Source organism: Bacillus sp. ISL-47, from assembly GCF_018613175.1.
GTDB lineage: Bacteria > Bacillota > Bacilli > Bacillales > Cytobacillaceae > Cytobacillus.
In genome coordinates this window covers 87,172-113,521 of record NZ_JAGGQS010000054.1, presented here as the reverse complement: position 1 = coordinate 113,521, position 26,350 = coordinate 87,172, and the positions used below count along the sequence as shown (strand labels likewise).

Genomic DNA, 26,350 nt, shown 5'->3' with positions numbered 1-26,350 from the left:
ACCCATGCCGGGCGCACACGATAGAAGGCGTTCCCAAATGGAAACGCCTTCGCCTTGAACGTTTATCTACTCTATCTAAATCTCATAATCCCTGCGGAAAGTTAGTGCCTGAAGCGGATAACAGAGACAAATTTATCAGAGCCAAAATAATAGACATAAAAACTGCAGGATGTTCAACAAGGAAAAGCGGAATGAAGCAAAAACAGCGGAAAAGCTTAACTTCAGTCATGTATCTTATTTTTACGGTCCTATTCTAAAAGCTTTTCCAATTCTATTTCATCCCGAATTGGAATTCCATCATAGCCAATCAGCGGGATTTGCGGCTTGATTTTTCTCGCCTTTTGAACGGCGTCAAGGTGAAGGGCGCTCAGCCTATAACCCCGTTTTTGATAAAACCGGAGAGCGTTCAAGTTGTCATTTGTAGTAATGAGCTTTATACAGCTGCATCCGGCAGCCTTCGCAGCAGCTTCTGCTTTTTCAATAAGAGCAGTACCGACCCCCTTCCCTTCTCGGATACTATCCAAAGAAATAATTTCGCATCTTTGTTCTTTTATGATAAAAGTTATCAGACCGATGATTTCTTCCATTTCATCAAGTGCGGCTATACCGTCCAGTTTGCTGCAGTCATACACTCCGCTGGAAATAACCATTTTTGGACTGCCCCAGTAAGTGGTGAAGAAATTCCTTAAGGTTCCTATTGGCAATTCCTTTGTCTTTAAAAATATCATTCTTTACCTCCATTCACTGATTTTCGCAACGTTTATGTTACCGTATTCTTTTGATTTTTTCTGACAATTTACATGGAAATGTGCTAAAATTTTAAATCAGTTATTGTCAATAATAGTAAAACAATATAGAATTTTCTTATAACCTCTTATGGCAGGCAGGTGAAACGGTGGAAATTACGAAGCATTTTTTCTTTAATCTATCGCTTTTAATCATCATTTTATTTTTTGTGCTCGTATGGGCGGATAAAAGCTCTAAGTTCCGTTTTTCGAAAGGCTGCTCACTATTTTGGTTTTTGTTTATGATGTGGATATGCTTTCAGTTTTCCTATCAGCCGGATCCGCATTATTTCTATGATTTGAGAATGATTATAGTCATTATCGGCGGTTTATATGCTGGGATTGGCCCGCTAATGGCTGTAGCAGTTATTTTAATGAGAGGCTTTTATGGGATAGAACCCGGCTTTTATACAAATATCTTTTTATATTTTCCGCTGGGGATTATACTCTGGAGGATGTATCCGTGGTTTTGGAGGCAAGCTGCCAGGAAACGGATTCGAGTTGCAGTTCTTATGGCCACGATTATTAGTGTGCTGACCGTGATTACAATGGAAATATCGATACCGCCGCAAAATCGATTTGACGCCTGGTTTGCCTATCTGGTGATTCCGCCACTGGGAGTAGGCATGATCTCTTATTTGATTGAGTTCGCCAAGCGAAATCTTGATATACGCGAAAATATGGTCCGGACAGAAAAGCTGGAGGCTGTGGAGCAAATGGGCGCAGCGATTTCACATGAAATCCGGAATCCTTTAACAGCGGCTATTGGCTTTGTCCAATTATTGCAGGAACAAAAACTGACTCCTCGTAAGCGGCAGGAATATCTGACCATTGTAAAGTCGGAGCTTGAATCTGCCGAGCAGGTCATCCAAAACTACTTAACCTTTTCAAAACCATCTTTAGATAAAATAGAAGAAATAAATGTAAAGAAAGAACTAATGCAAGTCATTAACATATTAAAACCTACCGCTAATCAAAACTCAGTAGAGATTAATTCAGATTTTGCCCTGCTGGGTTCGATCGAAGGGGATCGGCAGAAATTTCACCAATGCTTCTTAAATATTATTAAAAATGCAATCGAAGCGATGCCGCGCGGCGGACAATTATACATAGAAACACAATATAGCAGCAGCCACATAACCATTGAAATAAAAGACACCGGCATCGGAATGACCAAGGAACAGCTTCAGCGCCTTGGCGAACCCTATTATTCCACAAAGGGCTCAAAAGGAACGGGCCTTGGAATGATGGTTGTATTCAGTATCGTGAGGGCCATGCAAGGCAGTGTGAAAGTCCAGAGTGAATTAAATAAGGGCACTGTGTTCACTTTTTCTTTTCCCTCTTATACGCCGGCTTTGAAAAAGAATGAAGCTTAAGAAAAACGGCTGAGCCTCCAAATTTTAGGAGGCTTCATTTATTTTCCGAGCGAGAATCCTTCAAATAATGGACCTCCATGCGGCTCCAGCATTTTCTCTGTAAGTTCAATAATATTGGTTTTAATGCCATCTCGATAAAAAATGTCAAAAGCGGCCATAAACTCCTCTGCAAAGACAGGGTCATATTGCTGTAACGCTCTTGCTGTCCATTTCGAAGAACCGATCCACTGCCTGTTGGTCCTTAGAACAAACTCACTCAAAAGCTCAGCCAGTGTCCCTGCAATGAAGATTTCCTCTCCCCTGTTGCTGCTGCCTCTCAAATCATCTACAGCATCTGTAATAAAGTAACGTTTGAGACGGATTGTCTCCTCTGTCCAGGCTTCCGGCCCCTTAGCAAGCAGGCTTAGTGCTTCTTTTTTAATTTCCTGAAGAATGCCGCTGTCCTTCAAGGGCATGCCTTCTGCCACCATCCTTGGCAATGACGGCCGCGCCCGCTCCGCATCGTTGCGAAAAAAATCCTTGTAAGAGTCCAGATTATGGACAAATACTTCTATCGGCCAGCCAAAAAAGATAAACGACTCCCGATAGGCAGTCTTTATTGCTGAATCGAACACCACAATATCAAGATCCGATGTGTCTGTTTCCTCTCCTCTGATCACACTGCCTGCAAGCACTGCTGCCTGGCAGGCGGGAAAATGCCGCGTGATAAATTCCTGTGAAGTCTCTGCTGCATGGATCTTTTTCATGATTATTTAATCTGTTCCTTTTCTAAATGGTTCGTGCAGTTATACAGTTCGCAGTCCCACTGGCTTTCTTTTATTAAAAGCGTGGTAAGGGAAGTATTTTTCGGTGGATGGGTGAGGTCGGCATGCGGAACCAGTTCTCTAAGGAGATGCCGGATAAATGAGCCGTGGCTGACCACCAGCACATTTTCACCCGCGTGCTTGGCTGAGATCTCCTTTATGAATTCCATTCCTCTATCGATCACGCTATTATGCGGCTCGAATCCAAGATCCATTTCACGCCAGCCGCTGCCCCATTTTTCAAGCCGTTCTGCTTCTGTGGTGCCTTCAATTAATCCGCCGCCGACCTCTCGAATTCGTGAATCAAGCTGGAGAGGGATCGTCCTGATTTTCTCCTTAATGGTTTCCGCTGTTTGCCGTGCTCTCAACAGATTACTGGCGTATATGACATCCCACTTTTCAGCACTGAGCCGTTCAGCTAATAGCTTTGCTTCAGCCAAGCCTTCCTCATGCAAGGGAATATCCGAGCTTCCCTGTGCCCGGCCCTCTTTATTCCAAGATGTAATGCCATGCCTGATCAAACCAATTTTTGTCATATGTACACGTCCTTTCGAATTCACTTAATTGGTATTCTATTAAAAAGAGAATATCCCTTAAAAAAGCAGCCGATCATTTGACCATTGCAAATAGCATCAAGAAACCTGGAAATAGAAAAGGTCACTATGCAAAAAATACAGTAGTCTCTTAATCTATGAATAAGAAGAGCGGTACCAATTAGTACCACTCTCCGCACCTAATCTACTTGCCTGATGTTTTCAAAGCACATAGTAAAGTTAAAAGAAAAATACTCTAATCACAATTCTATGCAGAGTCCAAACAAAAGAGACTTAAGCCAGCCCTTTAGATCTCTCCATTACCATCCCCTTTGTTATAACCTTCCGCTTTCATATACCGCTCTTTAATCAAGTTTCGGTGGTGAAGTTCATGTCCGGCAATGATATAGGCAATAGCCCTGGCGGTTACTTCGGTTCCGTTGGCATTACCGCGTTGCATTAGTGACTCATCATCCAGGCTTTTTAAAAGACCGAGTGTGTTTTGACGGACAATGGAGAGTTGTTCCAAAAGCTCTTTTACGTTGAAACGATTAAAATTTCCTTCTTTTACATACTGATTATCATCATACCCTGGCAGCATCGCTGTTTCTCCTCTGCTGATGCAAAGCAGACGGTAGCCCATGATGCGCTCGGTGTCCGTAACATGGCCGATTACTTCTTTAATCGTCCATTTTCCTTGCGCATACCGAAAGCTGGCCTGGTCCTCATTAAGATTTTTTAGTAGATTGACAGTCTCTTTTACTTGTTTATCAAGAATCTCCAGCAAATCCCCATCTGGTACGGAATGAACATATGCTTCGTAATATGGTGCATATTCGTTTGCTTCAGGTTTTTGCAGCATGGCTTCCACCCCTCTTTATTCCCTTATTTTACTAAAAAATGCGGATCTAGTCATCCTTCAAGTGAATAGGTTTCGTGAAAAAGAACGAGCATGCTGCCACAATCATTATGTCTGAAAAAGCTGTCCCCTGACCGCCTTTATATATCTTTCTGCCGAACGCTGGACAGCCAGGTTTGCCTCTTTTTCTATGATCTTATGAAAAGCATTGTATAGACGGTCATAGGCAAGCGGCTTCACTTTACCGGCCATTCGTTCAACGGTTTCAGGCGGCAGAGGAATGAGGTTCGGGTAGCTGTACATAAAGCTGACCCATTGTCGGTCCGCAACAACCTGGATGATATCACCGGTCAGCAATACCCCTTTTCCATCATGGCCCATTTGCCAGTGAAGGACTGCACCGCCTTTGAAGTGGCCCCCAAGGCGGTGAATGTCAATTCCCTCATGAAGCTTCAAGCTTTCTCCGCTCCAGAAAATAATATGGTCACTATTTCTCATCACCCATTGCCTGTCATCTTCATGAATGTAAATAGGAACGTTGAACGTTTCCGCCCATTCAATCTGGGAGGAGTAGTAATGGGGATGTGAAAGCGCAATTGCGTGGATGCCGCCAAGCTCCTTTATCGACTGAATTGTCGCATGGTCAAGATAGGAAATGCAATCCCATAAAAGATTAAAGCCATTGTTTTGAACCAGATAAGCGGTCTGACCGATTGCGAATTCAGGTACGGTTTTGATGCTGTAAAGATTGGATTCTTCCTGGGATATTTTATTGTTATAAGCACTGCTTTTTAGCATTTCATCCAATGTGGTCCATTCCTGGCCTTCCAGTGCCACATACTGCCGTTCTTCCTCGCAGATTTGACAGCTTTCAGGCTGATGATCCGATGGCGGATATTGAGTTCCGCACGTGCTGCAAATATATTTTTCCATAAAGGTTTGCCTCCATCTCTTTGGCTGGTTATAATATCCATTTTACAGTCAGAAGTTCACTGCTAAATCGCCGGATGGGCTGAAACTGTCTACACCTTTAGTCGCACATTTTAAGATTTATATTTTAAGCCTAATGTAAATATTTCAAAGCCTAATTTTTCATAATAGCCGGCTTTCTCTTCCTCGGCCAGCAGCTGAAGATGCAGCTGTGACTCCGTGCAGCACTCGGCCATCAGGCGCACCATTTCCCTTCCAATCCCTTTGCTGCGATACGCAGGTTCTACGATTAACCCGCAAAGATAGGCATTAATGATGCCATCAGAAATAATCCGCCCCGTGCCAATCAGGCGCTCTCCATCATAGGCGCTAACCACAAGCCAGCTCTGCTCCATCGCTTGATAAAGCCTTTCTTTCGGCAGCTTCAAAAAATCATTCCAGCCGTCATGTTCATATAAGCGGTATAATGGCTCCATTTCCGGAACCTTTTTTTCATACCTGATCACTTGGATTCTCCTTTCATACCAGATTGCTCTTTTCATTCTCTTTAAGGTTGTAAAATACCTCTTTTAGGCGAGTTGATGATATTTCGAGTTAGTTGATGATATACCGGTAGGGTTGATGATATACCTAGTTAGTTGTTGATATATCGGTAGGGTTGATGATATACCTAGTTAGTTGTTGATATATCGGTGGAGTTGATGATAAAAGTTTGTTAGTTGATGATATTTTAATCATTAGGAAATAAATCGGCCCTTTTTTAGAGCCATCCCGGCAAAAAAATTGCTATATGACAATTTAACGTTAATTTTTTAACGATTTTCCAGCATATACTCGCATGATTCTTCACTATGCTCAGTCGTTTTGGCTGTAAGGTCATAGGTTGACGCATTATCTTTTTCACAAAACTGTACAACTTCACCAAACCATTTTTTTTTGCCATAGTAGTATGTCAATTGCGGTTCATCCTTGAAAATCACTCCATAATGAGTTTGATAAAAGTCATGATTGATCACCATTTTAGGGATGACGTACTGCTCTTTCTGAATATCGCTTTTTTCATAAGCCATTTCAGTTAAATGATTTTTCACATCATGAGTTATCCATTTATTCATGAGCGGATTGCCATGGTTTAATATAGATAGAACGATAAGGGGAGAACTAAGCAGGAGAAGAACAGCAGCCATCACCAATAACTTTTTCATTTACTTCACTCCAATAAACTCTTTTAGTGTAATTTTACACTAAAATTAACCCTTGGTGGAATATTTTTCTTAACGGAACTTTTTTTGGTTTCATCCGTAGATAAACATAACGAACTTATTAGGAGAGATATTAATGGGAAACATCTTTATTTTTTCGCTCATTGCCGGACTGGCAGCCTCTGTGCTGGTGATTCCTTTTAGTTATATGGCAAAGTCTGAAAAGGAAGGTAAAAAGCTGGGGTCTGGCATCATAGCCGGAACCATTGTCGTAACCGTACTGCTTATTTTTGCCTTTTATTATTTAAGCAATCTTGACCGGAACTTAAGCAGCATTTGGCCGCTTGCCATTATTGCCTCTCTCGGCGGAGCCTTTCTTGCAGCCGGGAAGGAGCGAATGATTAAAGGAATCCTTTTTATAGGTAGCCTTATTGTCGGGGTGTTCTTTCTAACTGCTTTTCTCTTTAATGCTGATGAAAAATATGAAAGCGCCAAAATGAAGGAACAAACGGAGATTGAGACGTTTGACGAAACGGAAACGCCGGCTAGCGTGCCTCCGCAATTTGCGCGCAACAAGATGAAAAAGGCTTTTGGCCAGGTTCCGAATACCAGCTATTATGAACTCGGCAGCCTGCAGATCCAGAAGGTTAATGGGGAGTATGTATACATTGCGCCTGTTGAATTCTCCGGCTTTTTTAAATGGTGGAACGGGGATAAGACACCTGGTTATTTTACCATCAGTGCGACAGATTCCTCAGCCAATCCGAAGTTCGTGAAAAGCGATATGGTCTACACGCCATCCTCCTATTTTAATAAAAACATTGAGCGCCATATCCGCATGCAGTATCCGCAGCAGATCTTTTACGGGGATGTTCAATTAGAGGTGGATGATGAAGGCAAGCCTTATTATATCCGCTCTTACGGTGAATTTATCTCGGCCCGAAATGGTTTTGACGTTCAGGGAATGGTTATGGTCGATCCGGTGAATGGAACAACAAAAAACTATAAGCTTGAGGATGTTCCTGGGTTTATTGATGGGGCCGTGTCTCCGGAAACCGTCAGCCTGCAGAATAGCTACTACGGCAATTATATTCATGGCTTCTGGAACAGCAAATTTGGCAAAACTGATGTGAGGCTACCTTCAGATGAAGGAACGGAAGCAAATGTCAGCCCGATATTTGATGAAAATGGAGACATGTACTATTTTACGGATTTTACAAGTCCGAAAGAAGGCGTCGATTCGATGCTTGGATACTCACTGACCAATTCCAGGACAGGTGAAGCGACCTTCTTTACCGGCAATCTTGAGGAGTCGTATATGGATTCGCATGGTGCCCTGCAAATCATTGAGAAAAAGTTTATTGAAAAGAAATGGAATGGCGAAATGCCGGTTCTGTATAACTTCTACGGAGAAGCGAGCTGGCTGACACCGGTTCTCGACGCCAATGGCTTTTTGCAGAATTATTTCATCGTATCTGCTGCCAATCCGGAAATTTCCGCATATGGCACGACGCCAAATGAGGCTTTAAGGCTTTATAAAACAGCTCTGCAAAGAGGCGGCGGCACAGTGGATGGAAGCTCGAAGGCAGAGGAAAAACAGATAATCGGAACCGTGTTGAGGGTCTACAAGGAAAAAACCGGTGATTACACCGTTGTCTCGTTTTTACTCGACAACCGTCAGAGCTATGTGGTTTCAGCTGAAACCGTTCCAATGGCGATCTATTTGCAGGAAGGCGATCAGGTGAATTTGAATTATCTGGAGACAGGCGAAGCATTCCTGCCTGTGAAGGGAATGACCATTAAAGGATTGGAATAAAATGCTATTGATAAAGTGATCTCACTAAAAACACGATGAAGGCCAGCTGAAGGGGTTTACTTTAGAGGTGCAAACATTATAAAACACATAGCAAAACGCACTTGAATTCACAATATAATTCAAAGTGCGTTTTTTTATTGATTTATCAATATTTTGGCAACCTTTAGCTGCTTACTTTTGTCCTAATTCACATTGTAAATCACAGAGTATGAAATAATTATTGTAGAGTGTGTGAAGTGGATTATGTTGATATTTAAAATAAGCGGAGATTTTTCGGTTAGACTGCAGAATAGAGCTCGGTTCGGGGTATATAAGCGGAGTTTTTCCGATTAAGTAAAGAAAAATTACCCATTTCCTCGTTTTTCAAGTCACTAGTCGGAATCTTTCCGCCTATTTAAGCTATTTTCAGTGCTATTTCCTAATTAAGAGAAATTTCTCCGCTTATTTATCAAACTCGCTTTATTGTCTAATGACTTGTACAACTTACGGGAGGGGGGAATAAGTGAAAAAAAGATAATACAAAAAAGGCTTAGAGATGCCAAAAATATCTAAGCCTTTTTTGACTGTAAAAATATCCTGTGAATTGTGTTGTGAAATTTATGTGATTTGCTATCTGATTAGGTCTGTGAATGAACGTTTTGCACCCCAAGTAAACCCGTTAAGGCCAGCTTCATCGTGTTTTTTATTAGCCGGGTATGAGGCTGGCTGATTTGATCGAACTTGAGAGTGTAGACTTAATGCTTACGTGATCAAATGAAAGACCGAGCTGGACAGCGGTCTGGGCGATTTCAGGCCTTAACCCGGAGATTGTGGTCTTTACTCCGATGAGGCTTAACGCTTCAATCAATTGGAATAACTGATGGGCCACCATTGTGTCGATCATGACAACACCTGAAAGATCCATGAATAGCTGATTCACACCCAGTTTATTGCATTGCTGAAGGGTATTTTCAAGCATGCTCTTTGCCCGGGCTGTGTCAATATCCCCAACGAGCGGCAATAGGGCGATGTCTTGAGTTAAAGAGATGACGGGAGAACTTAATTCACGGATTAAATCCTGCTGGGCCTCCAGCCTTTTTTGGGAATGGTTATTATACTCTTCCGTGAACCACGTGACCACTTCACTAAAAGACTTCACTACAATCCGGCGCCAAGTAGTTACCTGGCTGCAATCAAACTGGCCTTTATTTGTTTCAGTAAACTCATCTATTAAATTCAAATACTGCTCCTGAGTTGTAAAAAATTCACGGAGAATTGATTGCAATGGCGTGCTAAGGTGTCCTTCATCCTGCGCTACTTTTACAATCCATTTTTCGAAGTCATTGAAGAATGACTCTTCGTCTTTATTAAAGACTTCACAGAACTTTTGATGAAATTCATAGTTTTGCTGTTTAACGCTTTCAATAATGGCCGGGTCGTTGGAGCTATAGATTCCAGCGTTATCGCCTTTTTCCAGATTTTTATACCATTCTTCTGTCAATTGCCTCGTTTTCTCCAGTAAAAATTGATATAGGTCCTTATTACGATGCATCCTATGACTCCCCTTACCGTTCAAATTCTTCTATTAATATTTTAACTTATGAGGAAAAAAGTGTCGATTTTAAACCACTCATTAGCTATTTTTCACAACGATATGGCTACCTGTATGCTTGTAGTTTACTTCTTGTTTAGGAAGCAGCATGCATAGGGCTGAAGCGCCAATCAGCAGAATAATGGAAGCTATAAAAGAAATATCATAGCTTCCTGTCAAATCAAATAATACACCCGGGACGAAGGAACCCAGCGCAGATCCAAGCTGGTGGCTGAGATAAATCCAGCCGATAACTGCACCGACTGAGAGGTGTTTGAAGTATTCGGTTGCCAGCTTCATGGTTGGAGCTACCGTTGCAAAATTCACGACACCAAAGCTGATCGCAAATAGAATCAGCAGATGTGATTCTGAGATGAAGAAGCCAAACAAGGAAGCATCATTAACAATGATTAATAACAGAACAATCGTAAGAGCTCTCACTCCGTATAAAAAAGCCAATATCCTTTTGCAATTCCACCGGTCTGCCAGGAACCCGGAAACGACTGTGCCCAAAATATTAAAGCCGGCCAGCAAGCTGACAGCTGCTCCTGTAATGCCCGGTGTAAAACCGCAATACTGTGCAAAAGGTATAAGGTGCGTATCCATCAAACCTGTCGTTGTGACGCCGCAGACGAAAAACGGAAGCATGAGAAACAGGAATTCTTTACGCTTCATAAGCTGGAAGATTGATAGAGTTGCTTTTAGGGCTTCTGTGCCGCCGTTCTTACTGCTTTCTGTGTCTTCCTTGGCGCCATAGGCTTTTATGTTAATGTCACCTGGATTCGATCGGACAAACAGGATAAGCAGCGGAAACACGACTAAAATCAGAAAACAGCCTAATACCATAACGGTCATTTTCCATCCGATCTGGTCGATAAGAAACAAGGACAGCGGGACGAGAACGAGCTGACCAGCTGCCGTTCCGGCGGACATGAGCCCCATGGCCATCCCCTTTTTATCCGCAAACCAATTCGCCACAGCTATCGTTCCCGCCACATTGGAGGCACCGCCAAAGCCAATGGACGCAATAACCCCATATATGATCATCAGCTGGACAGGATCGGTTGTGAAGAAGGTGAGAATCGTAGATAAACCAATCAGCAAAATGCTGCAGGATAATATGTAGCGGATCCCATACTTATCAATCAGCCTGCCGACATAGGGCTGGGAAAGAGCGAACACGATATAGCTGATAAACGCAACTAACGAAATGACGCTGCGATTCGTGGAGAATTCAGTCTCCCACGGTGTCATAAAAGCCCCAAACGAAAGCCTCACCCCTTGTGCGGCCAGCAAAGCAACAAACGTCAAAATCAAAATCACCCAAGCATAATGAACCCTCAAACGCTGCACAATGTAAACCTTCTTTCTGGTGACAGGCACCTATACCAGTCGGCCTCAACTGGTATAGGTGCCCGGTACTTTTTTATCCATAATCATACCATAAAATAGTCATATTCTTCGGAATTTTGGCGATAGATGGATGCTTATAGATAAATACAGAAGGTGCCAGGTACCTATACCACTTCCGTTAAGTGGTATAGGTACCTGGCACTTAGTTCATAGCTTTTGTATAAACGCGACCTTGAGGTAGTCTCCCTCTTTGAATTCCTTGATTGTGCGAAAGTCTTCCGGGAGGGTGAATTCTTCAAGGATTTTGTATCGGTCCCCTGTTTGCCCGAACGCTTTTTTAATAAAATCTTTGAATTTTTTCATGTTAAAGGTGCTGCAGTTGGATGAAGCGACGATAATGCCGTTCTTTTCTGTGATTTGGATGGCTTGTTCGAGCAGCTCCGGATAATCCTTTCTCGCACTGAACGTATGCTTTTTGGACCTGGCAAAGCTAGGCGGATCCAGGATGACCATATCAAACTTCAGCTGCTTGCGGACCGCATATTTAAAGTAGTTAAAAACATCTTCAACGATTATATCCTGCGCTTCATAGTCAATGCCATTGACGCTGAACATTTCGATCGTTTTGCTTTTGCTGCGGTTTGCCAGGTCAACACTTGTTGTCTTTGATGCCCCGCCCAAAGCGGCAGCAACTGAAAAAGCCCCCGTATAAGAAAACGTATTTAAAACGGTTTTGCCTTCCGCATACTTGTCCCTGATTGTTTTCCTGACATGTCTTTGGTCAAGGAAGACGCCGACCATGGCACCTTCATTCAGATAGATCGGATAGTTAATCCCGTTCTCTTTCACCATCAGCGGAAAGGATGCCCGCTCTCCTGCTACAAAATCATCATCCTCCATATAGGTGCCTTTCACGGCAAAGCGCTTCTTCTCATAAAGGCCTTTCACATCGGCTGTCTTCATGAGGGCTTCTACAACCGTTTTCTTAAATGTGTAAACCCCTTCACTGTACCAGCTGATGACATAAAAACCATCATAATAATCAATCGTGATGCCTCCAATCCCATCGCCTTCCCCATTGAAAACCCGAAAAGCGGTTGTATCCGGATCGCTGAAAAGTGCTGCACGCCTTTCGAAGGCTGTTTTAATCTTCTTTGCAAAAAACGTTTCGTCGAGAGGTTCCTGCTGATTGCGTGTCAGCACCCAGCCTCTCCCTTTATTTTGCTTGCCATAGTAGCCTTTGCCGATAAAACGGTAATTCTCATCCACAAGCTCAATCATTGCACCCTCTTCAATCCCCTTCGGAAGCCGCTGAACAGACTCCTCTGTCACCAGCGGATACCCTGATTGAAAATTCTTTTTATATTTTGACGCCACCGTTAATCTAATCGCTTTACTCATGCGTTCACCCAATCATTTTTTAATGTACTGTCATTGTAGTATTTTAACATTAAAAGTGCCAGGTACCTATACCAGTTGCTGGTATAGGTACCTGGCACCAACAGGATCCCATTTTTCGCCTTTATTCGGCATTTTGTTTTTCAATCAAACGTTTGATTGAAAGGGCTGTTATTCCTTCTGGCAACTGAGTTTTTCCCGGGAAATGAATGAGAGAATTGTCGAGAGTACAGGGAGGAAGATCGACAATTCTCATCATAAAAGGCCATTCCCTATATGGAGAATGGCCTTTCGATTATACAGCTTGCTTTGTCTGGTTATCCTGTTTCAACAGCTTCATTTCACTGATAGCTCTTTTACTCTTATTTTCATCAAATTCATTTTCGCTCTTCGCCACAACAATGGTCGCAATTCCATTTCCAATCAGGTTAACGATCGCTCTGCCTTCACTCATGAAACGGTCAACACCAAGCAGCAATGCCAAGCCTTCAAGCGGGATAACCTGAAGGGCAGCCATCGTTGACGCAAGGACAATAAATCCGCTTCCTGTAACGCCTGCCGCACCTTTCGAAGTTAGCATTAACACTAATAGAACCGTAACTTGCTGGCCGATTGTCAAGTCAACACCGAATACCTGCGCAAGGAAAACAACCGCCATCGAAAGGTAGATGGATGTACCGTCCAGGTTAAAGGAATACCCAGTTGGAATAACAAGTCCAACAACCGATTTGGAGCAGCCGATGCGCTCCATTTTATCCATCATTCTAGGAAGCACTGATTCTGAAGAACTTGTACCCAGCACAATCAAAATCTCGTCTTTGATAAACTTCAAATAATTCCAAAGGCTGAATCCGTACATCTTGCAGATAATATTTAAAACCACAAAAATAAACAGGGCCATCGTAATGTACACAGACATCATCAGTTTGCCCAGCGGCACCAAAGAAGCCAGGCCAAAGTTTCCGATTGTATAGGCCATTGCGCCAAATGCACCAATTGGGGCAGCCTTCATCACATAACCAATAATTTTAAAGAATACTAGAGACAGCTTATCCAAAAATTCGGTAACGATTTTTCCCTTTTCACCAAGGGCGGCTAATCCTACCCCAAATAAAATAGAGAAAAATAAAACTTGCAGAATATCGCCTTTTGCAAAGGCATCCACCATATTATGAGGGACAATATGAGTAACAAACTCGATCCAGTTGATGCCCTCTCCGCCATTTTGCGTATACTGGGATACATCCCCTTTTTCCAGCTCGTTAAAATTAAGGCCGGCACCAGGTTTTATGACATTTACAACGATAAGACCGATCATTAAAGCAAGTGTTGTCACAATCTCAAAGTAAATGAATGCTTTGCCGCCAACCTTGCCGACTTTTTTCATATCTCCCATTTTTGCAATTCCAAGGACGATGGTTAAGAAAATAATCGGGGCAATGACCATTTTTACTGCGTTAATAAAGGTATCGCCTACCGGCTTCATCTCTTTTCCGACTTCAGGCCAAATGAGCCCGACCATTACACCGATAAAAATAGCAGTTAACACTTGAAAGGTTAAATTCTTATAAATCCGCTGCTTTTTCAACTTCATCTCATCTCCTTTTTCTAACAATTCTTTCTATTAAGAATGATAGCGTTTTCAGATGAGAGAGAGAAGTTTATGGTCATAACGGATGTTTTGTTCATTTTGGTCTCCGTTTTTCACTTATTCGTTACATACCGGTTTACGGGTCTCCCCACTCCGCCATATTGGACATCCAGCCTGATTGCCCCGCTCTTCTCAAGAAAGTCCAAATAGCGGCGGGCCGTGACCCTGGCAATGCCGATCGCACTGGCTACTTCCTCTGCCGACCGGGGTTCATCCTGTTTCTGCATAAAGGCTGTAATTTCGTTTAAAGTGAAATCATTCAGGCCTTTGGGCAAATCACTTCGGACTGCATGTCTCTGCCCGGCATAAATAAGGGTGTCCAGCTGCTCCTGGGAGATTGTTCCTGATTCCTTCAAGCTTTCCCTGTAGTGGCGGTATTTTTCAAGCGCCTGCTGGATTCGATTGAGCTTAAAGGGTTTAATAATATAATCCCTGGCACCGTTTTGAAGCATTAGCTTAATGGTTTCCTTATCCTTGGCAGCAGAAACGACAATCACATCAGCATTCAGCTTTTGCTTTCTAAATTCCTGAAGTGTCTGGATTCCGTCCTTTTTTGGCATAAAAATATCTAATATAACCAGATCCGGGTTCAGTTTTTTCACAAGGGAGATGCCTTCCTCCCCATTCCCGGCCACTGCGATTATCTTAAAGCCCTCCACACTGGTAATAAACTCTTTATTAACCTCCTGGACCATTGGATCATCTTCAATCAGCAGCACCCTGATTTCCTCTTTACTCGCCATGTAATTCTCCCTCCGCTTCCATCGGAAAAGTGATCGTGAAGGATGTTCCTTCACCTTGCTTGGTTGCAACCTCTATGCTGCCTTCCCCTTTATCTACTATTTGTTTAACCAGAAAAAGCCCGTACCCTGTTCCGCCTGATTTATTCGCTGTGAACCCTTTTTCATAAAGCTTCGGTAAAATGTCTTTCTCTATGCCGCTTCCATTATCTTCAACCAGAACAGCGCAGATTTCTTCTGTCTGTTCCAGACTAATATCAATCCTTCTATTTTCATGCTCGGTGTGCTCAAACGCACCAAATGCATTTTCGATCAGATTTCCTAATAGCAAAACAAAGTCATGATGGTCAAGCCGTTTTGGAAATTCTTCAAGATTGCTGTTTTGATCGATGACCACAGTAATCCCCAGTTCCTTGCCGCGCCTCACTTTACTTAATAAAAGGCCGGCTACAGCATCATTCCTTATTTTATCACTCAGGAAGTTAGAAATGCTTTCCTGCTCTTCCGACGCATCGAAAGCCAGTTTTAATGCTTTATCTGATTTTCCGAGCTGTATTAATCCTGCAATCGTATGAAGTTTGTTCATGTGTTCATGGTTTTGAACCCTGAGTGCTTCCACAAAGCTCTTCACCCCAGTCAGCTCCTCCGCAAGCTTGGCCACTTCTGTGCGGTCCTGAAAAATGGCTACTGCTCCAATCCTTTCATTGTCTTTTCGGATCGGAATCCTGGTGCTTAAGATGACCTTCCCGCTCACAATAATTTGTTCATTATAAACAGCACGATTGCTCTCGACGATTTCTGGAAGTCTCGTATCTTTTAAAACGTTTCTGATATTTTCACCCACAACATTTCCTGTCACGTTAAAGATTTTCTTTGCTTTTTCATTAAAAACGGTTATATTTTCCTGATTGTCAATGGCAATGACGCCCTCATTAATTGAATGGAAGGTTGCCGTTCTTTCCTCAAGCATTCTTTTAATTTCATAGGGCTCGAGCTGGAACATCTGCTTTTTAATATGGTTCGCAAGCATTAAAGAGCCAATTAGCCCAAATATGAGCGTCAGCATCACAATAATGGTGATGTCATCGATTAATTCATCTATAATCTCGCTAAAAGAGGGTACCTTATTGCCCACAACCACAACACCAATCTGATTCAGGCTGTTATCTTTTATAGGGATGAAAGCCCGAATAAAGGTTCCGGCCTCCCCCTTTGCCTTGGAAAAATAAATATGCTCCGCAAAGGCTGGCTTTTCATCCTCGCCTTCAGATGGCTGGCCAATCATTTCTTTTACCGGGTGGGAATATCTGATGCGCTGCATATTCATGATAACAATATAGTCTGTTTCATTGATGATCCGGATTTCCTCTGCCACCTTATTAACTGTCTTCCAGCCTTGTGGCTGCAGAATTCCCTCTTTCACATCTGACAGCTCAGCCACCGTTCTGGCTGTGTTCATGGATCGGATCCGGAGTTCCTTTTCTTCCTTTTCCTGTATATTTGAAATGATAACCATTCCGCCAATCAAAAGGGAAAAAATAACGATGGTATAAGATAGAATGGTAATTTTCCAGCGGATAGGCATTTGTTTCAATTGAGGGAACCTCCCTTCTCTCACTAGCATCTTTACGGTTCTGTTTCTTCTAAGTATGATAACATTAAAGTGATTTTTCATGAGTTTGTTTTTTCGCACTCATGGCAAGATGAACCAATCGGGCTTGGGCTTTTACGGGCAGTTTGCCCCCCAGCTTTCTTCAACGATTCATAAGTAATTACTGCCCGTTAAGGCGGGATAATGTTTTTAAAAAAGGAGGCTTCCCATGAAAAGCACATTAGGCTTCGTTCTCCTTGCAGGCACGGTTATGATCATGGCAGCTATGTTTGCTTATCAAAGCCTATTCCCGCGCGAAGAAATTCCCTATGATGATGATCAGGAAGGGCTGAAGGATCAAATCGTATTTAAATTCAGCCATGTCGTCGCTGAGAATACGCCCAAGGGCCTTGCTGCCCAAAAATTTGCAGAGCTTGTTTCTGAAAAATCAGACGGCCATATAAAAATAGAGGTTTTTCCAAATGGCAGCCTCTATTCTGATATAGAAGAAATTAATGCGCTAAAGGATGGACAAGTCCACTTTATCGCGCCTTCTACATCCAAGCTTGGCATGCTTTCTCCTCAATGGGGCGTGCTGGATTTGCCCTTTGCTTTTCCAGCCCGTGAAGCCGCTTTGGAAGGGTTAAACGGAGACATTGGCAGGCAGCTTCTGCAATCCTTGCAGAGTGACGGGATTAAAGGGCTTGCCCACTGGCCAAATGGATTTAAGCAAATCACCTCAAATAAAGGACCCATTCAGAGTCCCGGGGATATGGAAGGGCAATCGTTCCGAATTATGCAGAGTGACGTAATTGAGGCCCAATTCAGCCGCTTGAATGCGGATGCCATTCAGGATTCCTTCAATTCCACTTACCAGCTGCTTGAAGAAGGCAAGGTGGACGGCGAAGAAAATACCATCTCAAATATTTACTCTAAGAAATTCTATAACTTACAAAAGCATTTGACAATCAGCAATCATGGCTATCTAGGTTATGCAGTTATGATGAGCGAGAAAGTCTGGGACGAGCAGACAGAAGAAACAAAGGAGATTTTGCTGGAGTCCATGCAGGAAACAACCGCCTGGAATAACCGGCAAGCCTTTGCCATGAACGAAGAACAGCTCACAACTATTAAGCAAAACTCCTCCATTCAAATTCACAAGCTGACAGATCAGCAAAAACGGGAATGGAAGACTGCCCTTGATCCTGTCTATGAAGAATTCTCGAAAGAAATCGGCAGCCAATTAATAGATGAAATAAAGGAATTGCGTGCTAAATATGAATAAAAAAGTACCAGGTACCTATACCAGTTGGCTGAAGTGGTATAGGTACCTGGCACCAAAAAACTCCGGGCAAAAGCTGCCCAAAGTTTTTTATTTTAGCGGAAGCTCCATTGCGGGGCAGCTGCGGCTGTTTCTTTTAGCATGGTTCCCTTTGCGGCAAAGTCTGTGTGCCAGGAGAGCGCTTTTTCGAGTACATGCGGAGTTTGTCCTCCTCTTGTGAGGGCTTCCTCGTAATATTCGCGAAGCTGGTCACGGTACAGCGGGTGTGCACAGTTTTCGATGATCAGCTCCACGCGCTGTCTTGGAGCCAGGCCACGCAGGTCGGCATACCCTTGTTCTGTGACGATGACATCCACATCATGCTCGGTGTGGTCAATATGTGAAGCAAATGGCACAATGCTTGAGATCTTGCCGTCTTTGGCAATAGATTTTGTAACAAAGATAGCCAAGCGTGCGTTCCGTGCAAAATCACCCGATCCGCCGATGCCGTTCATCATTTTCGTTCCGAGAACATGAGTGGAATTGACGTTTCCATAGATATCAAGCTCGAGCGCCGTATTGATCGAAATGAGTCCGAGGCGGCGGATGATTTCGGGATGGTTGGAAATCTCCTGCGGACGCATGATTAATCGGTCTCTGTAACGGTCGAAGTTAGAGAAAACTTCTTTCATTTTTTCATCTGAAAGAGTAATCGAGCAACAGGATGCAAAATTCACTTTGCCTGCATCCATCAAATCGAATACAGCGTCCTGCAGTACTTCTGAATAAACTTCCAAATTCTCAAACTCAGAATCAAGCATACCGTGCAGCACCGCATTGGCCACTGAACCGATTCCGGATTGAAGCGGTGCCAGACGATTTGTCAGCCTGCCTGCTGCAATTTCCTTGCGGAGAAACTGAATCAGATGCTGGGCCATAATGACGGTTTCTTCATCTGGCGGCACGATGGTAGAAGGGGAATCTTGCTGATTCGTAAACACGATTCCTCTTACCTTCTCCAAATCGACCTTGATTCCAGGCGCTCCAATTCGGTCATCCGCTTTTGTCAAAGGAATCGGATCCCTTTCCCCTTGCTTGCCCGGATCATATAGATCATGCAATCCTTCGAGCTGTGTGGATTGCGCAAGATTGATTTCGATAATAATCGATTTGGCATTTTCTGCAAAAGATAGCGAGTTTCCGATTGAAGTAGAAGGAATGATCATTCCATCCTCCGTTACCGAAACCGCTTCCAAAATAGCGAAATCAATAGGGTCCATGACATTCGCGCGCACAAGCTCAGCTGTGTGAGACAAATGCTGGTCCACAAACAAAAAGTCTCCCTGGTTGATTCCCTTTCTCATCGTTGGATCTGCCTGGAATGGAAGTCTTTTCCCCAAAATGCCCGCCTCGGCAAACAGCTTATCCACATCAGACCCGAGAGAAGCCCCTGTATAAACATTCACTTTAAAACGTTCATTTTTGGCACGGTCAACCAAAGCAAATGGAACCGCTTTCACATCACCCGCACGTGTAAAGCCGCTTAACCCCAAAATCATTCCGTCCTGAATCCAGGATGCTGCTTCCTCCGGTGTGACAACTCTGTCGTGCAATCGTGTATCCTTAATCCGATCTAAACTTTTCTCCATGCTGCTCATCCCCTCTACCATGATATATATAATCATTTTACCCGCCTAAAGAGAGAGGATTGAATTTTTGGATTATATTACGGAAAATTCCGATAAAACAGCAAATTCACCGTCCAAAACAGCATGAATTTTCTAAAAACCGAGCAATTTCCGAAAATAGCTGGAATACGATTGGCTGACAGGCACCCGGTCACCATTTTTCATGGCAAGCAAAAAAGTTGAATGGGTATCAGGATAGATCTCCTTTATATGATTCACATTTACGATGAATGAACGGTGGCAGCGGATAAAACTATCTTTCGGAAGCGAGTACTCAAAGTCCTGAAGGGAGTATTTATGAGTGCCAGATTTATCACCTGTATGTACATAAGTCTTCTTATCCTTTGCTTCTAGATAGACGACCTCGGAAAAAGGAATCGGAATCCAGCCATCATTCGTTTTCATGGTTACAACGGATTTACCGTCTGTCAAAGCCGGAAAAATCGCTGTCACACAGCCTTCCAGCTTGCCTTCATGCAAAAACGGCACAGCCATTCCGTGATAAGGAACCCCGAATACATCCCGATCTATAAACTCGGAGACTCTTTGCTGTGTCCGTAAAGCCTTATGGGCAATGGTTCCTTCTTTAACAATGTCACCAGGCCTGATTTTCAAATCAATTCGCTTGCTGGGCCGGTAATAGATATATTCATTCGTATTGGAAACTGCAATGGAAATCTCATCGGAAAACAATTCTCCGATCACGTCCAAAAGAGACACAACTGTAATGCTTTCCACGTTCCTTCAGCACCTTTCATGATGATTGCCTATTTCTATTTTACAAGTTTTCGCAGAGGGATTCTATGAATGAGTTTTAATAAAAATCTTATCATTCACCGGAGCTCTCCAGCATAGAATAGAGGATTATAACCCATTAGAGACCATATAAGGGTTAGGGGTAAAGGAGGATGCTGATATGTTAATTCGCCATCAGATGGTGGAGAAAACAGATGTCCGCTATTGTGATGAAACCTTTAATTTGGAAAAGGCGCTGCAGTTTTTAAATAAAACAGGTTATCGCTGTGTCCCGATTCTGGATCAAACACATACAAAGTTTATCGGCAATATTTATAAAGTTGATATCTTAGAATATAAAGAGAATCATTCGCTCGATGAGGCCATAACTGCTCTAGCCACTGATCAGGAGACAGTAATTGATGAAAATGATTCCTTTATGAAGGCTTTTTTTACGCTAAAAAGATTTCCCTATCTCCCTGTGGTGAATAAAAATGATAAGTTTGTCGGCCTTCTCACGCACGCAGCTGTACTGGAGCTGCTGGAGGAAGCATGGGGATTGAACCGCGGCAGCTATACACTTACAGTGGGCAGCTATGGTACGCAGGGGACCTTGAAGAAAATGACCAGCATCATCAGCAAACACAGTGATATTCAGGGAGTCATCTCACTCGATTCCTCTAATTTCCACGTCAGCCTCATTCGCCGGGTTCTATTCACATTGCCGAAGGATACCACAAAGGCAACCTTGGATAAAATAAAAAAAGAGATGGATCAAAACGGCTTCCGGGTGATTGGTGTCGAATGCCATGATGGGAAATGCTAATCGATAGGGAAAACTGGATGTTTATAATGGCCCCTATAGGATAGAGCAAGATTCGCACTTCCTTCATTCGATATGGATGTGGGGATGCTAGTTTGAAAAGAGCGTCAAAAAAGGGCTTTACAGATGCATGGGCGCCGATTAGCAACGGACCGCGCACGATCTCGGAGTGCCTGGATCGAAATTCAACAGGCGAATTTAGAAGGTAAGGATAAAAAGCCGTTCCAGCAATGGATCGGCTTTTTTCCTAACGTTTATTGCGATGTACGAATTCCTGGTATCCATAAATAATCCAGGCATATGAGGTGAAAAATAAGAAAATATGTACAGGCTTAAATTTGACCAATCTATATAAATCAAATCGTTGATACAAGTAATTCAGCGGAAAGGCAAACAGAAAATCCACGATCGCATTAAGTGCAAGATAGCGTTTGAAGTTTCCAAAGGTAAAATGAAAAATCCATAATGTTCCTATAAAGAAGGGGCCAAGAATAAAAGTGAGGTCATTCAAGACTTTATGTCTGTTTCCGCCTTCTACCGTCCACCATTTAAAGGGTATGGCCAGTATGCTCATCGCAAAAACTAAAATCCCGGCAAAAACAGAAACCGTATAAAATTTATTAAATGACTTTTTAGGCAGAAAGAATATGGTCAGCCAAGGTATAACCAGGTGAAGCAGCCTAATGGCTGTTGTCGCTTTCATATTAAATTCCCCTTTCTGCCATATTATTCTACGGGGAATTTAGAAATATTCACCAATTATTACTTTTTACAATCTAAAAGCTTCCCCATATAATACTCATCGACAAACTCTCCGTTTATCAGCAGCGAGTGTTTTTTAGTGCCTTCAATTTTGAATCCGGCTTTTTTATATAGTGCTACCCCGGCATCGTTTTTTACAACTGTCGTTAATTCAAGCCGGTGGATGCTGTGCTCTCGTGCCCAGCGATCCAACTCCTCAAAGAGCTTTGTGCCAATTCCTTTTCCCCTGTGACCGCTGGCTATTCCAGCGACCAAATAGGCAGAGTGATTGTTTCTCCTGGCAGCGCCCCCAATGGCCATTAAAAAGCCTATCAATTGGTTGTCTTTCTCCGCAACGATGATAGTTGAATTGTCTTCTTTTTTTATCGCTTCGATTCTCTTTCTTTGTGCTTCCGGAGTTGTCTGTCTTTCACCAGGTTCGAACAGCATATAGTCTGCCTCGTTTTCCACCTGTGTAATCAAGCTGGCCAGCGCTTCGGCATGGGATGGTTTTATGTGGCGGATCATTGGAAATCTCCCCTTTATTTTTCTATTAAACGAACATCCTTATTTTTCCGGCTCTTTACTTCAGCCATCTTCCCGTAAAAGCTTTCTTCCATCTCGATGCCAAAGAAGTTATAGAATTTGATTAAATAGGCCAGGCAGTCCGCCAGTTCTTTCCCAATGTCTGCTTTCACCTGGTCCTTTGCAAGTGCAAAGGCTTGTTCTTCATCCATTCCTTCTTCTGTATATTCACGTACCAGGTTGAAGGCTTTCCGGAGCTCTTCAGCCACCTCCGCTACTTCGGTCGTCAGCAGCATATAGTTGTTCAAAAGAGAATCCCGGCTCTCCGCATAGTTCTCGGCACTAATCTCCCAGCCCATCTCCTTCTGATAATCTCTCATAAAATGCTGAAGTTCCTTCATGATCTATGCACCTCTTACTCTATGATTATTCGGCAACATTCGGGTGGTACTTGCGAAAAGAAAAACCTATGTCATGTTTTTCACATTGCAGAGAGGTAATTCATTGTATTAAATGGTTCCTCTACTGCTTTACCGCTCTACCGTCCGGGCCAATACCGCTCCAGCAACGAGTCCCCAGACGGGTGCGCTGATGTGGAGAATGGATATGCCGGATAGGGTGACAATGAAGGCGGCGAGTGCGCTTAGGCGGTAGCGGTTACCGGAAAAGCCCATTTGCAGGCTTGAGTGCAGAACGCCAATCAACGCGAATCCAGCGAGGAGCGAGACAAATGCCTGCGGCAGCGACTGAATAAAGGGCACAATTTTCCACGCAAAAATTCCGAATACAATGGTGATGGCACCCGCCACGACGGCTCCCATATATCTTTTCTCCCTTGGCCCTGAATCCGGCCCGGCACAAATGGCGCTCATCATTCCGGCGATGTTGGCACACTGTCCGCCAAAGAAGCTCGTAATGACAGAGAAGACGCCGCTTGAAGAAACAATTTTTCGAATCGGCGGCTTAAAGTTAGAGCTTTCCAGTGCTCCAATTCCCGGTGCTGCATCATTGCTTAAAATTAGCATTGCCAGCGGAAGCGCAATCGTCACAAGGCCCATCCAAGTGAATTCCGGTGTCTGCCATGACGGCAGAAAATAGGAAATTTCCTTGGCCGGATTCAGGTCTGCTGTAAAAAATAAAACGGTAAAGGCTGCAACCACAGCGGCCAGTACCGGCGGAAATTTTTTAACGTATCGCGTAAAAAACAGAAAACTGATTAAAGCGGCACCTCCTACCAGAGGCATTTCTTGTATAGCCGGAACGAGCTTCACCACATAACCGGCAACCAGCCCTCCCAGCATGGAGGCGATGACTTCTTTCGGCACCCACCCGATGATTTTTGTAAATAGCCCTGAGATGCCAACCAGAAAAATCAGTAAACCCGACATCACATAACCGCCAATCAGCTCAGGATACGTATACTGCGCTGTAATAGTCGCCAAAAAAGCTACACCTGTTATGGAATGGCCTCCTGCAATCGGAATCCTGTACAGCAGCGGCATAAGGATGCTGTACACGCCCCCGAAAAAATAAACCGCGAACATCCAGTTGATGGTTTGCTGATCGGTAAATCCCCCGGCAGCCGCTGCCTGTAAAATAATAAGCGCTGGCCCCGTCATCACCATCGTACTTGCAATAATTCCCGATGATATATTTTCACCTGTTAAATCTTGGATCATTGAATGCTTATTTAATTTTACTTTTGATTTGTATTCGTTGTGCCTTTCCTCTGGCAAACCCATTTCCCTGCCCCCGACTTCCGTATATTTTAATTACTATCATGATTTTAAACGGAAAAATTGTCAAACTATTTAGCATACGGAAGCAACTTATAAGCAACAAAGTAATAAGACATAAAAAATGACCTATAGCGGTCTATTTAAATTTATACACCGTTTAATTACATTGCTTCACAAACTATCTCGAACTGTAAAAACCTGTTTGGGCGGATAAAGGTTCCTCCAAATATTTTTCAAATGAATGTAATGCGGTGGAATTTTCACCAAACCAGCTCCTTAGATTCTTATAGAATCAATACGTTCAAATAAGAGACTAATGTTCGTTAAAGTAACAGGCAGTTTTTTATCCTTTTTCATCTTTCCTGTTCAAAAAGTTCAAAAAAAAAAGGCGTTTATCCTGCATGGATAAACGCATCTCATTATTTAAAATAACCTTTTGCTTTTTCCGTTATTTTTCCGATTTATTCGATCATGCTCCATAATCTACAATTGCTTTTCGTTTATTTAGTATAGTATATAGCTATTAAATTACTTATATTATTTTTACTAAATCATTAAAAAAAATTTCGACTACTTCATTCGAATACCTCTTTTATTAACCCCCTCTTGAAAAGTTTAACTTTTTCAGAAAATAGGATTACTGGGCTTTCTGCAAGGGAATCGTCTTAGCCTGTGCTTTTGCTTCTTTTTTCTCCCTTGACAATGATTTATAGAGCGATATGCTGATGATGCCCAATATGAGTGTAAAAGGAAGAGCGGTGACCAGTGAAGCGGTTTGCAGCCCTTTTAATCCGCTGCTGACAATTAACACGGCAGTAATTCCGGCCATTAATACCCCCCAGATCACTTTTACCATGTTGGATGGATTCAAATCCCCATCCGATGTCATCATGCCAAGAACGAAAACAGCTGAATCCGCCGAGGTTACAAGGAATATGACGATCAGGACTAGCATGATCACTGATAACAGTGTGTATAACGGAAATTCCTTTAACAGAACGAAAATGGCGGTTGTTACATCTTGCGAAACAGCTTCGGATATGGCGGTACCCTGGAACAAATCCATGTACAATCCCGTTCCTCCGAATATCGCCATCCATACAAACCCAATAGCTGGAGGGACAACCATTACTCCTATTACAAATTCCCTGATCGTTCTCCCTTTTGAAATCCGGGCAACAAAGGAACCAACGAAAGGAGACCAGGCAATAACCCATGCCCAATAAAACACTGTCCAATCCTGAACCCACGCCTCACCTGTGTATGGAGTCAAATAGAAGCTCATTTCTACAAAATGCTGGATATAATCCCCTATAGCAAGGACGAAGCTTTCAAAAATGAAGACGGTGGGACCCCTGAACAGGAAGAACACCATCAAAGCAAGCACCATAATCATGTTCGTATTACTCAAAACCTTAATTCCTTTATCAATACCGGTTGTAGCTGAAATAAGATATAGGGCAAGCATGATACCAACAATGCCGATTTGCACCCAAGGATTGTTTGGAACTGAGAAGACATAGTTTAAGCCGCCATTAATTTGCAGGACACCCATTCCCATAGAGGTGGCAATTCCCGTTACCGTAGCGATGACAGCCAGTATATTAACCGCTGACTTCAGCCTTTTTCTTTTTTCGGGGTGATTTGCGCTCAGGACTTCGCCCACTAGAACCCTCCGTTTATGACGGTATTGATAATAAGCAAGAGCCAGTCCGACAATGGCAAAGACTGACCATTGATGAATGCCCCAGTTAAAAAAGGAATATCGCATGGCTACCCGGGCAGCTTCTGCTGATTGCGGCTCGACTCCAGGAAGCGGCGGAGAAGAAAAGTGAGTCAGCGGTTCTGCTACACCCCAGAAGACAATTCCGACCCCAAAACCCGCGCTGAACAGCATACTGATCCAGGCAAATAAGGAATATTCGGCTTTTTCTCCATCCGGCCCGAGTTTTATGCTTCCATATTTACTAAAAGCAAGGTATAAACAGAAGAAAACAAACACAGCAACACTGAGTAAATAAAGCCATCCAAATGATTTACTTGTAAAGCTAAAAACGATAGAGGCATTTTTAGCAAGACTATCAGGTGAAAAGGCTCCCCATATGGTAAAAAGTCCAACGATTATGGCTGAGATTTTAAAGACTGGATTGTTATATGAAGCGCGGTCCCGATTTTTCTTCAAAATAAAATCCTCCTTATTAGTCTTTTTTCTTTTATTTAGCTCTGTTAAG

Annotated in this window: 25 protein-coding genes; 5 read left to right on the top strand and 20 right to left on the bottom strand. The window is 43.0% G+C overall.

Going from position 1 to position 26,350, the window contains the following annotated elements:
• Positions 1-257, top strand: a 257-nt coding sequence (locus J7I93_RS18785; RefSeq protein WP_214727498.1) for a hypothetical protein, incomplete at its 5' end; no start/stop codon positions are given.
• Here J7I93_RS18785 and J7I93_RS18780 read toward each other — a convergent pair.
• Positions 249-728: a GNAT family N-acetyltransferase gene (locus tag J7I93_RS18780; protein WP_214727496.1), complete on the bottom strand. Its 480-nt coding sequence runs from the start codon at positions 726-728 to the stop codon at positions 249-251. The genes J7I93_RS18785 and J7I93_RS18780 overlap by 9 nt on opposite strands.
• Before the next feature lie 167 nt (positions 729-895).
• On the opposite strand from J7I93_RS18780, the gene J7I93_RS18775 reads away from it, so the two are divergent.
• On the top strand, positions 896-2,161 hold the full coding sequence (locus tag J7I93_RS18775; RefSeq protein WP_214727494.1) for an ATP-binding protein: 1,266 nt from the start codon (positions 896-898) through the stop codon (positions 2,159-2,161).
• Between the two features lie 38 nt (positions 2,162-2,199).
• On the opposite strand, the gene J7I93_RS18770 is transcribed toward J7I93_RS18775, so the two are convergent.
• From J7I93_RS18770 to J7I93_RS18745, 6 genes are all read right to left on the bottom strand, one after another.
• Positions 2,200-2,907 carry a nucleotidyltransferase domain-containing protein gene (locus J7I93_RS18770; protein WP_214727492.1) on the bottom strand — a complete coding sequence of 236 codons (708 nt, stop codon included), beginning with the start codon at positions 2,905-2,907 and terminating at the stop codon, positions 2,200-2,202.
• 2 nt (positions 2,908-2,909) lie between these two features.
• The gene (locus tag J7I93_RS18765; protein WP_214727491.1) at positions 2,910-3,500 is read right to left on the bottom strand and encodes a histidine phosphatase family protein; all 591 of its coding nucleotides are present in this window, start codon (positions 3,498-3,500) and stop codon (positions 2,910-2,912) included.
• Between the two features lie 304 nt (positions 3,501-3,804).
• A complete protein-coding gene (locus J7I93_RS18760) occupies positions 3,805-4,359 on the bottom strand; it encodes a DinB family protein (RefSeq protein ID WP_214727490.1) in 555 nt (184 codons plus the stop codon).
• Between the two features lie 105 nt (positions 4,360-4,464).
• The gene (locus tag J7I93_RS18755; protein ID WP_214727489.1) at positions 4,465-5,289 is read right to left on the bottom strand and encodes an MBL fold metallo-hydrolase; all 825 of its coding nucleotides are present in this window, start codon (positions 5,287-5,289) and stop codon (positions 4,465-4,467) included.
• 110 nt (positions 5,290-5,399) lie between these two features.
• Entirely contained in the window at positions 5,400-5,792 is a 393-nt protein-coding gene (locus tag J7I93_RS18750; RefSeq protein WP_214988596.1) for a GNAT family N-acetyltransferase, read from the bottom strand.
• 306 nt (positions 5,793-6,098) lie between these two features.
• Positions 6,099-6,491 carry a DUF3139 domain-containing protein gene (locus tag J7I93_RS18745; RefSeq protein WP_214727487.1) on the bottom strand — a complete coding sequence of 131 codons (393 nt, stop codon included), beginning with the start codon at positions 6,489-6,491 and terminating at the stop codon, positions 6,099-6,101.
• 133 nt (positions 6,492-6,624) lie between these two features.
• Between J7I93_RS18745 and J7I93_RS18740 the strand changes: the two genes are divergently transcribed.
• The gene (locus tag J7I93_RS18740; RefSeq protein ID WP_214727486.1) at positions 6,625-8,304 is read left to right on the top strand and encodes a hypothetical protein; all 1,680 of its coding nucleotides are present in this window, start codon (positions 6,625-6,627) and stop codon (positions 8,302-8,304) included.
• Between the two features lie 685 nt (positions 8,305-8,989).
• Here the strand turns inward: J7I93_RS18740 and J7I93_RS18735 are convergent.
• The 6 genes from J7I93_RS18735 to J7I93_RS18710 all read right to left on the bottom strand — a co-directional run bounded on the left by J7I93_RS18735 (position 8,990) and on the right by J7I93_RS18710 (position 16,640).
• Positions 8,990-9,835 carry an STAS domain-containing protein gene (locus J7I93_RS18735; RefSeq protein WP_214727484.1) on the bottom strand — a complete coding sequence of 282 codons (846 nt, stop codon included), beginning with the start codon at positions 9,833-9,835 and terminating at the stop codon, positions 8,990-8,992.
• A gap of 81 nt (positions 9,836-9,916) precedes the next feature.
• On the bottom strand, positions 9,917-11,227 hold the full coding sequence (locus J7I93_RS18730; RefSeq protein WP_214727482.1) for an MFS transporter: 1,311 nt from the start codon (positions 11,225-11,227) through the stop codon (positions 9,917-9,919).
• Between the two features lie 207 nt (positions 11,228-11,434).
• Positions 11,435-12,628, bottom strand: coding sequence for a class I SAM-dependent rRNA methyltransferase (locus J7I93_RS18725; RefSeq protein ID WP_214727480.1), 1,194 nt, complete (start codon positions 12,626-12,628; stop codon positions 11,435-11,437).
• 292 nt (positions 12,629-12,920) lie between these two features.
• Positions 12,921-14,219 (bottom strand): dicarboxylate/amino acid:cation symporter, encoded by a 1,299-nt coding sequence (gene dctP, locus J7I93_RS18720; protein WP_214727479.1) that lies wholly within the window; start codon positions 14,217-14,219, stop codon positions 12,921-12,923.
• A gap of 110 nt (positions 14,220-14,329) precedes the next feature.
• Positions 14,330-15,019, bottom strand: coding sequence for a response regulator (locus J7I93_RS18715; RefSeq protein ID WP_214727477.1), 690 nt, complete (start codon positions 15,017-15,019; stop codon positions 14,330-14,332).
• On the bottom strand, positions 15,009-16,640 hold the full coding sequence (locus tag J7I93_RS18710; RefSeq protein ID WP_214727475.1) for an ATP-binding protein: 1,632 nt from the start codon (positions 16,638-16,640) through the stop codon (positions 15,009-15,011). The genes J7I93_RS18715 and J7I93_RS18710 overlap by 11 nt, the downstream gene beginning before the upstream one ends.
• Before the next feature lie 196 nt (positions 16,641-16,836).
• Between J7I93_RS18710 and J7I93_RS18705 the strand changes: the two genes are divergently transcribed.
• Positions 16,837-17,892 carry a TRAP transporter substrate-binding protein gene (locus tag J7I93_RS18705; RefSeq protein WP_214727473.1) on the top strand — a complete coding sequence of 352 codons (1,056 nt, stop codon included), beginning with the start codon at positions 16,837-16,839 and terminating at the stop codon, positions 17,890-17,892.
• Between the two features lie 92 nt (positions 17,893-17,984).
• Here J7I93_RS18705 and J7I93_RS18700 read toward each other — a convergent pair whose 3' ends face one another.
• Both J7I93_RS18700 and J7I93_RS18695 read right to left on the bottom strand, forming a co-directional pair.
• On the bottom strand, positions 17,985-19,517 hold the full coding sequence (locus J7I93_RS18700; protein WP_214727471.1) for a succinyl-CoA:acetate CoA-transferase ScpC: 1,533 nt from the start codon (positions 19,515-19,517) through the stop codon (positions 17,985-17,987).
• A gap of 132 nt (positions 19,518-19,649) precedes the next feature.
• Entirely contained in the window at positions 19,650-20,294 is a 645-nt protein-coding gene (locus tag J7I93_RS18695) for a LytTR family DNA-binding domain-containing protein (protein WP_214727469.1), read from the bottom strand.
• A 178-nt stretch (positions 20,295-20,472) separates the two neighbouring features.
• Here J7I93_RS18695 and cbpA point away from each other — a divergent pair, with 178 nt between their 5' ends.
• Entirely contained in the window at positions 20,473-21,117 is a 645-nt protein-coding gene (gene cbpA / locus J7I93_RS18690) for a cyclic di-AMP binding protein CbpA (protein ID WP_214727467.1), read from the top strand.
• A gap of 244 nt (positions 21,118-21,361) precedes the next feature.
• Here cbpA and J7I93_RS18685 read toward each other — a convergent pair whose 3' ends face one another.
• The 5 genes from J7I93_RS18685 to J7I93_RS18665 form a co-directional block, all read right to left on the bottom strand.
• Positions 21,362-21,817: a hypothetical protein gene (locus J7I93_RS18685; RefSeq protein ID WP_214727465.1), complete on the bottom strand. Its 456-nt coding sequence runs from the start codon at positions 21,815-21,817 to the stop codon at positions 21,362-21,364.
• 59 nt (positions 21,818-21,876) lie between these two features.
• Positions 21,877-22,383: a GNAT family N-acetyltransferase gene (locus tag J7I93_RS18680; RefSeq protein ID WP_214727463.1), complete on the bottom strand. Its 507-nt coding sequence runs from the start codon at positions 22,381-22,383 to the stop codon at positions 21,877-21,879.
• Between the two features lie 14 nt (positions 22,384-22,397).
• Positions 22,398-22,781, bottom strand: coding sequence for a MazG nucleotide pyrophosphohydrolase domain-containing protein (locus J7I93_RS18675; RefSeq protein ID WP_214727461.1), 384 nt, complete (start codon positions 22,779-22,781; stop codon positions 22,398-22,400).
• Positions 22,782-22,910: 129 nt separating this feature from the next.
• The gene (locus J7I93_RS18670; RefSeq protein ID WP_214727460.1) at positions 22,911-24,122 is read right to left on the bottom strand and encodes a benzoate/H(+) symporter BenE family transporter; all 1,212 of its coding nucleotides are present in this window, start codon (positions 24,120-24,122) and stop codon (positions 22,911-22,913) included.
• 634 nt (positions 24,123-24,756) lie between these two features.
• On the bottom strand, positions 24,757-26,301 hold the full coding sequence (locus J7I93_RS18665; RefSeq protein WP_214727459.1) for a BCCT family transporter: 1,545 nt from the start codon (positions 26,299-26,301) through the stop codon (positions 24,757-24,759).
• Between the last annotated feature and the right edge of the window lie 49 nt (positions 26,302-26,350).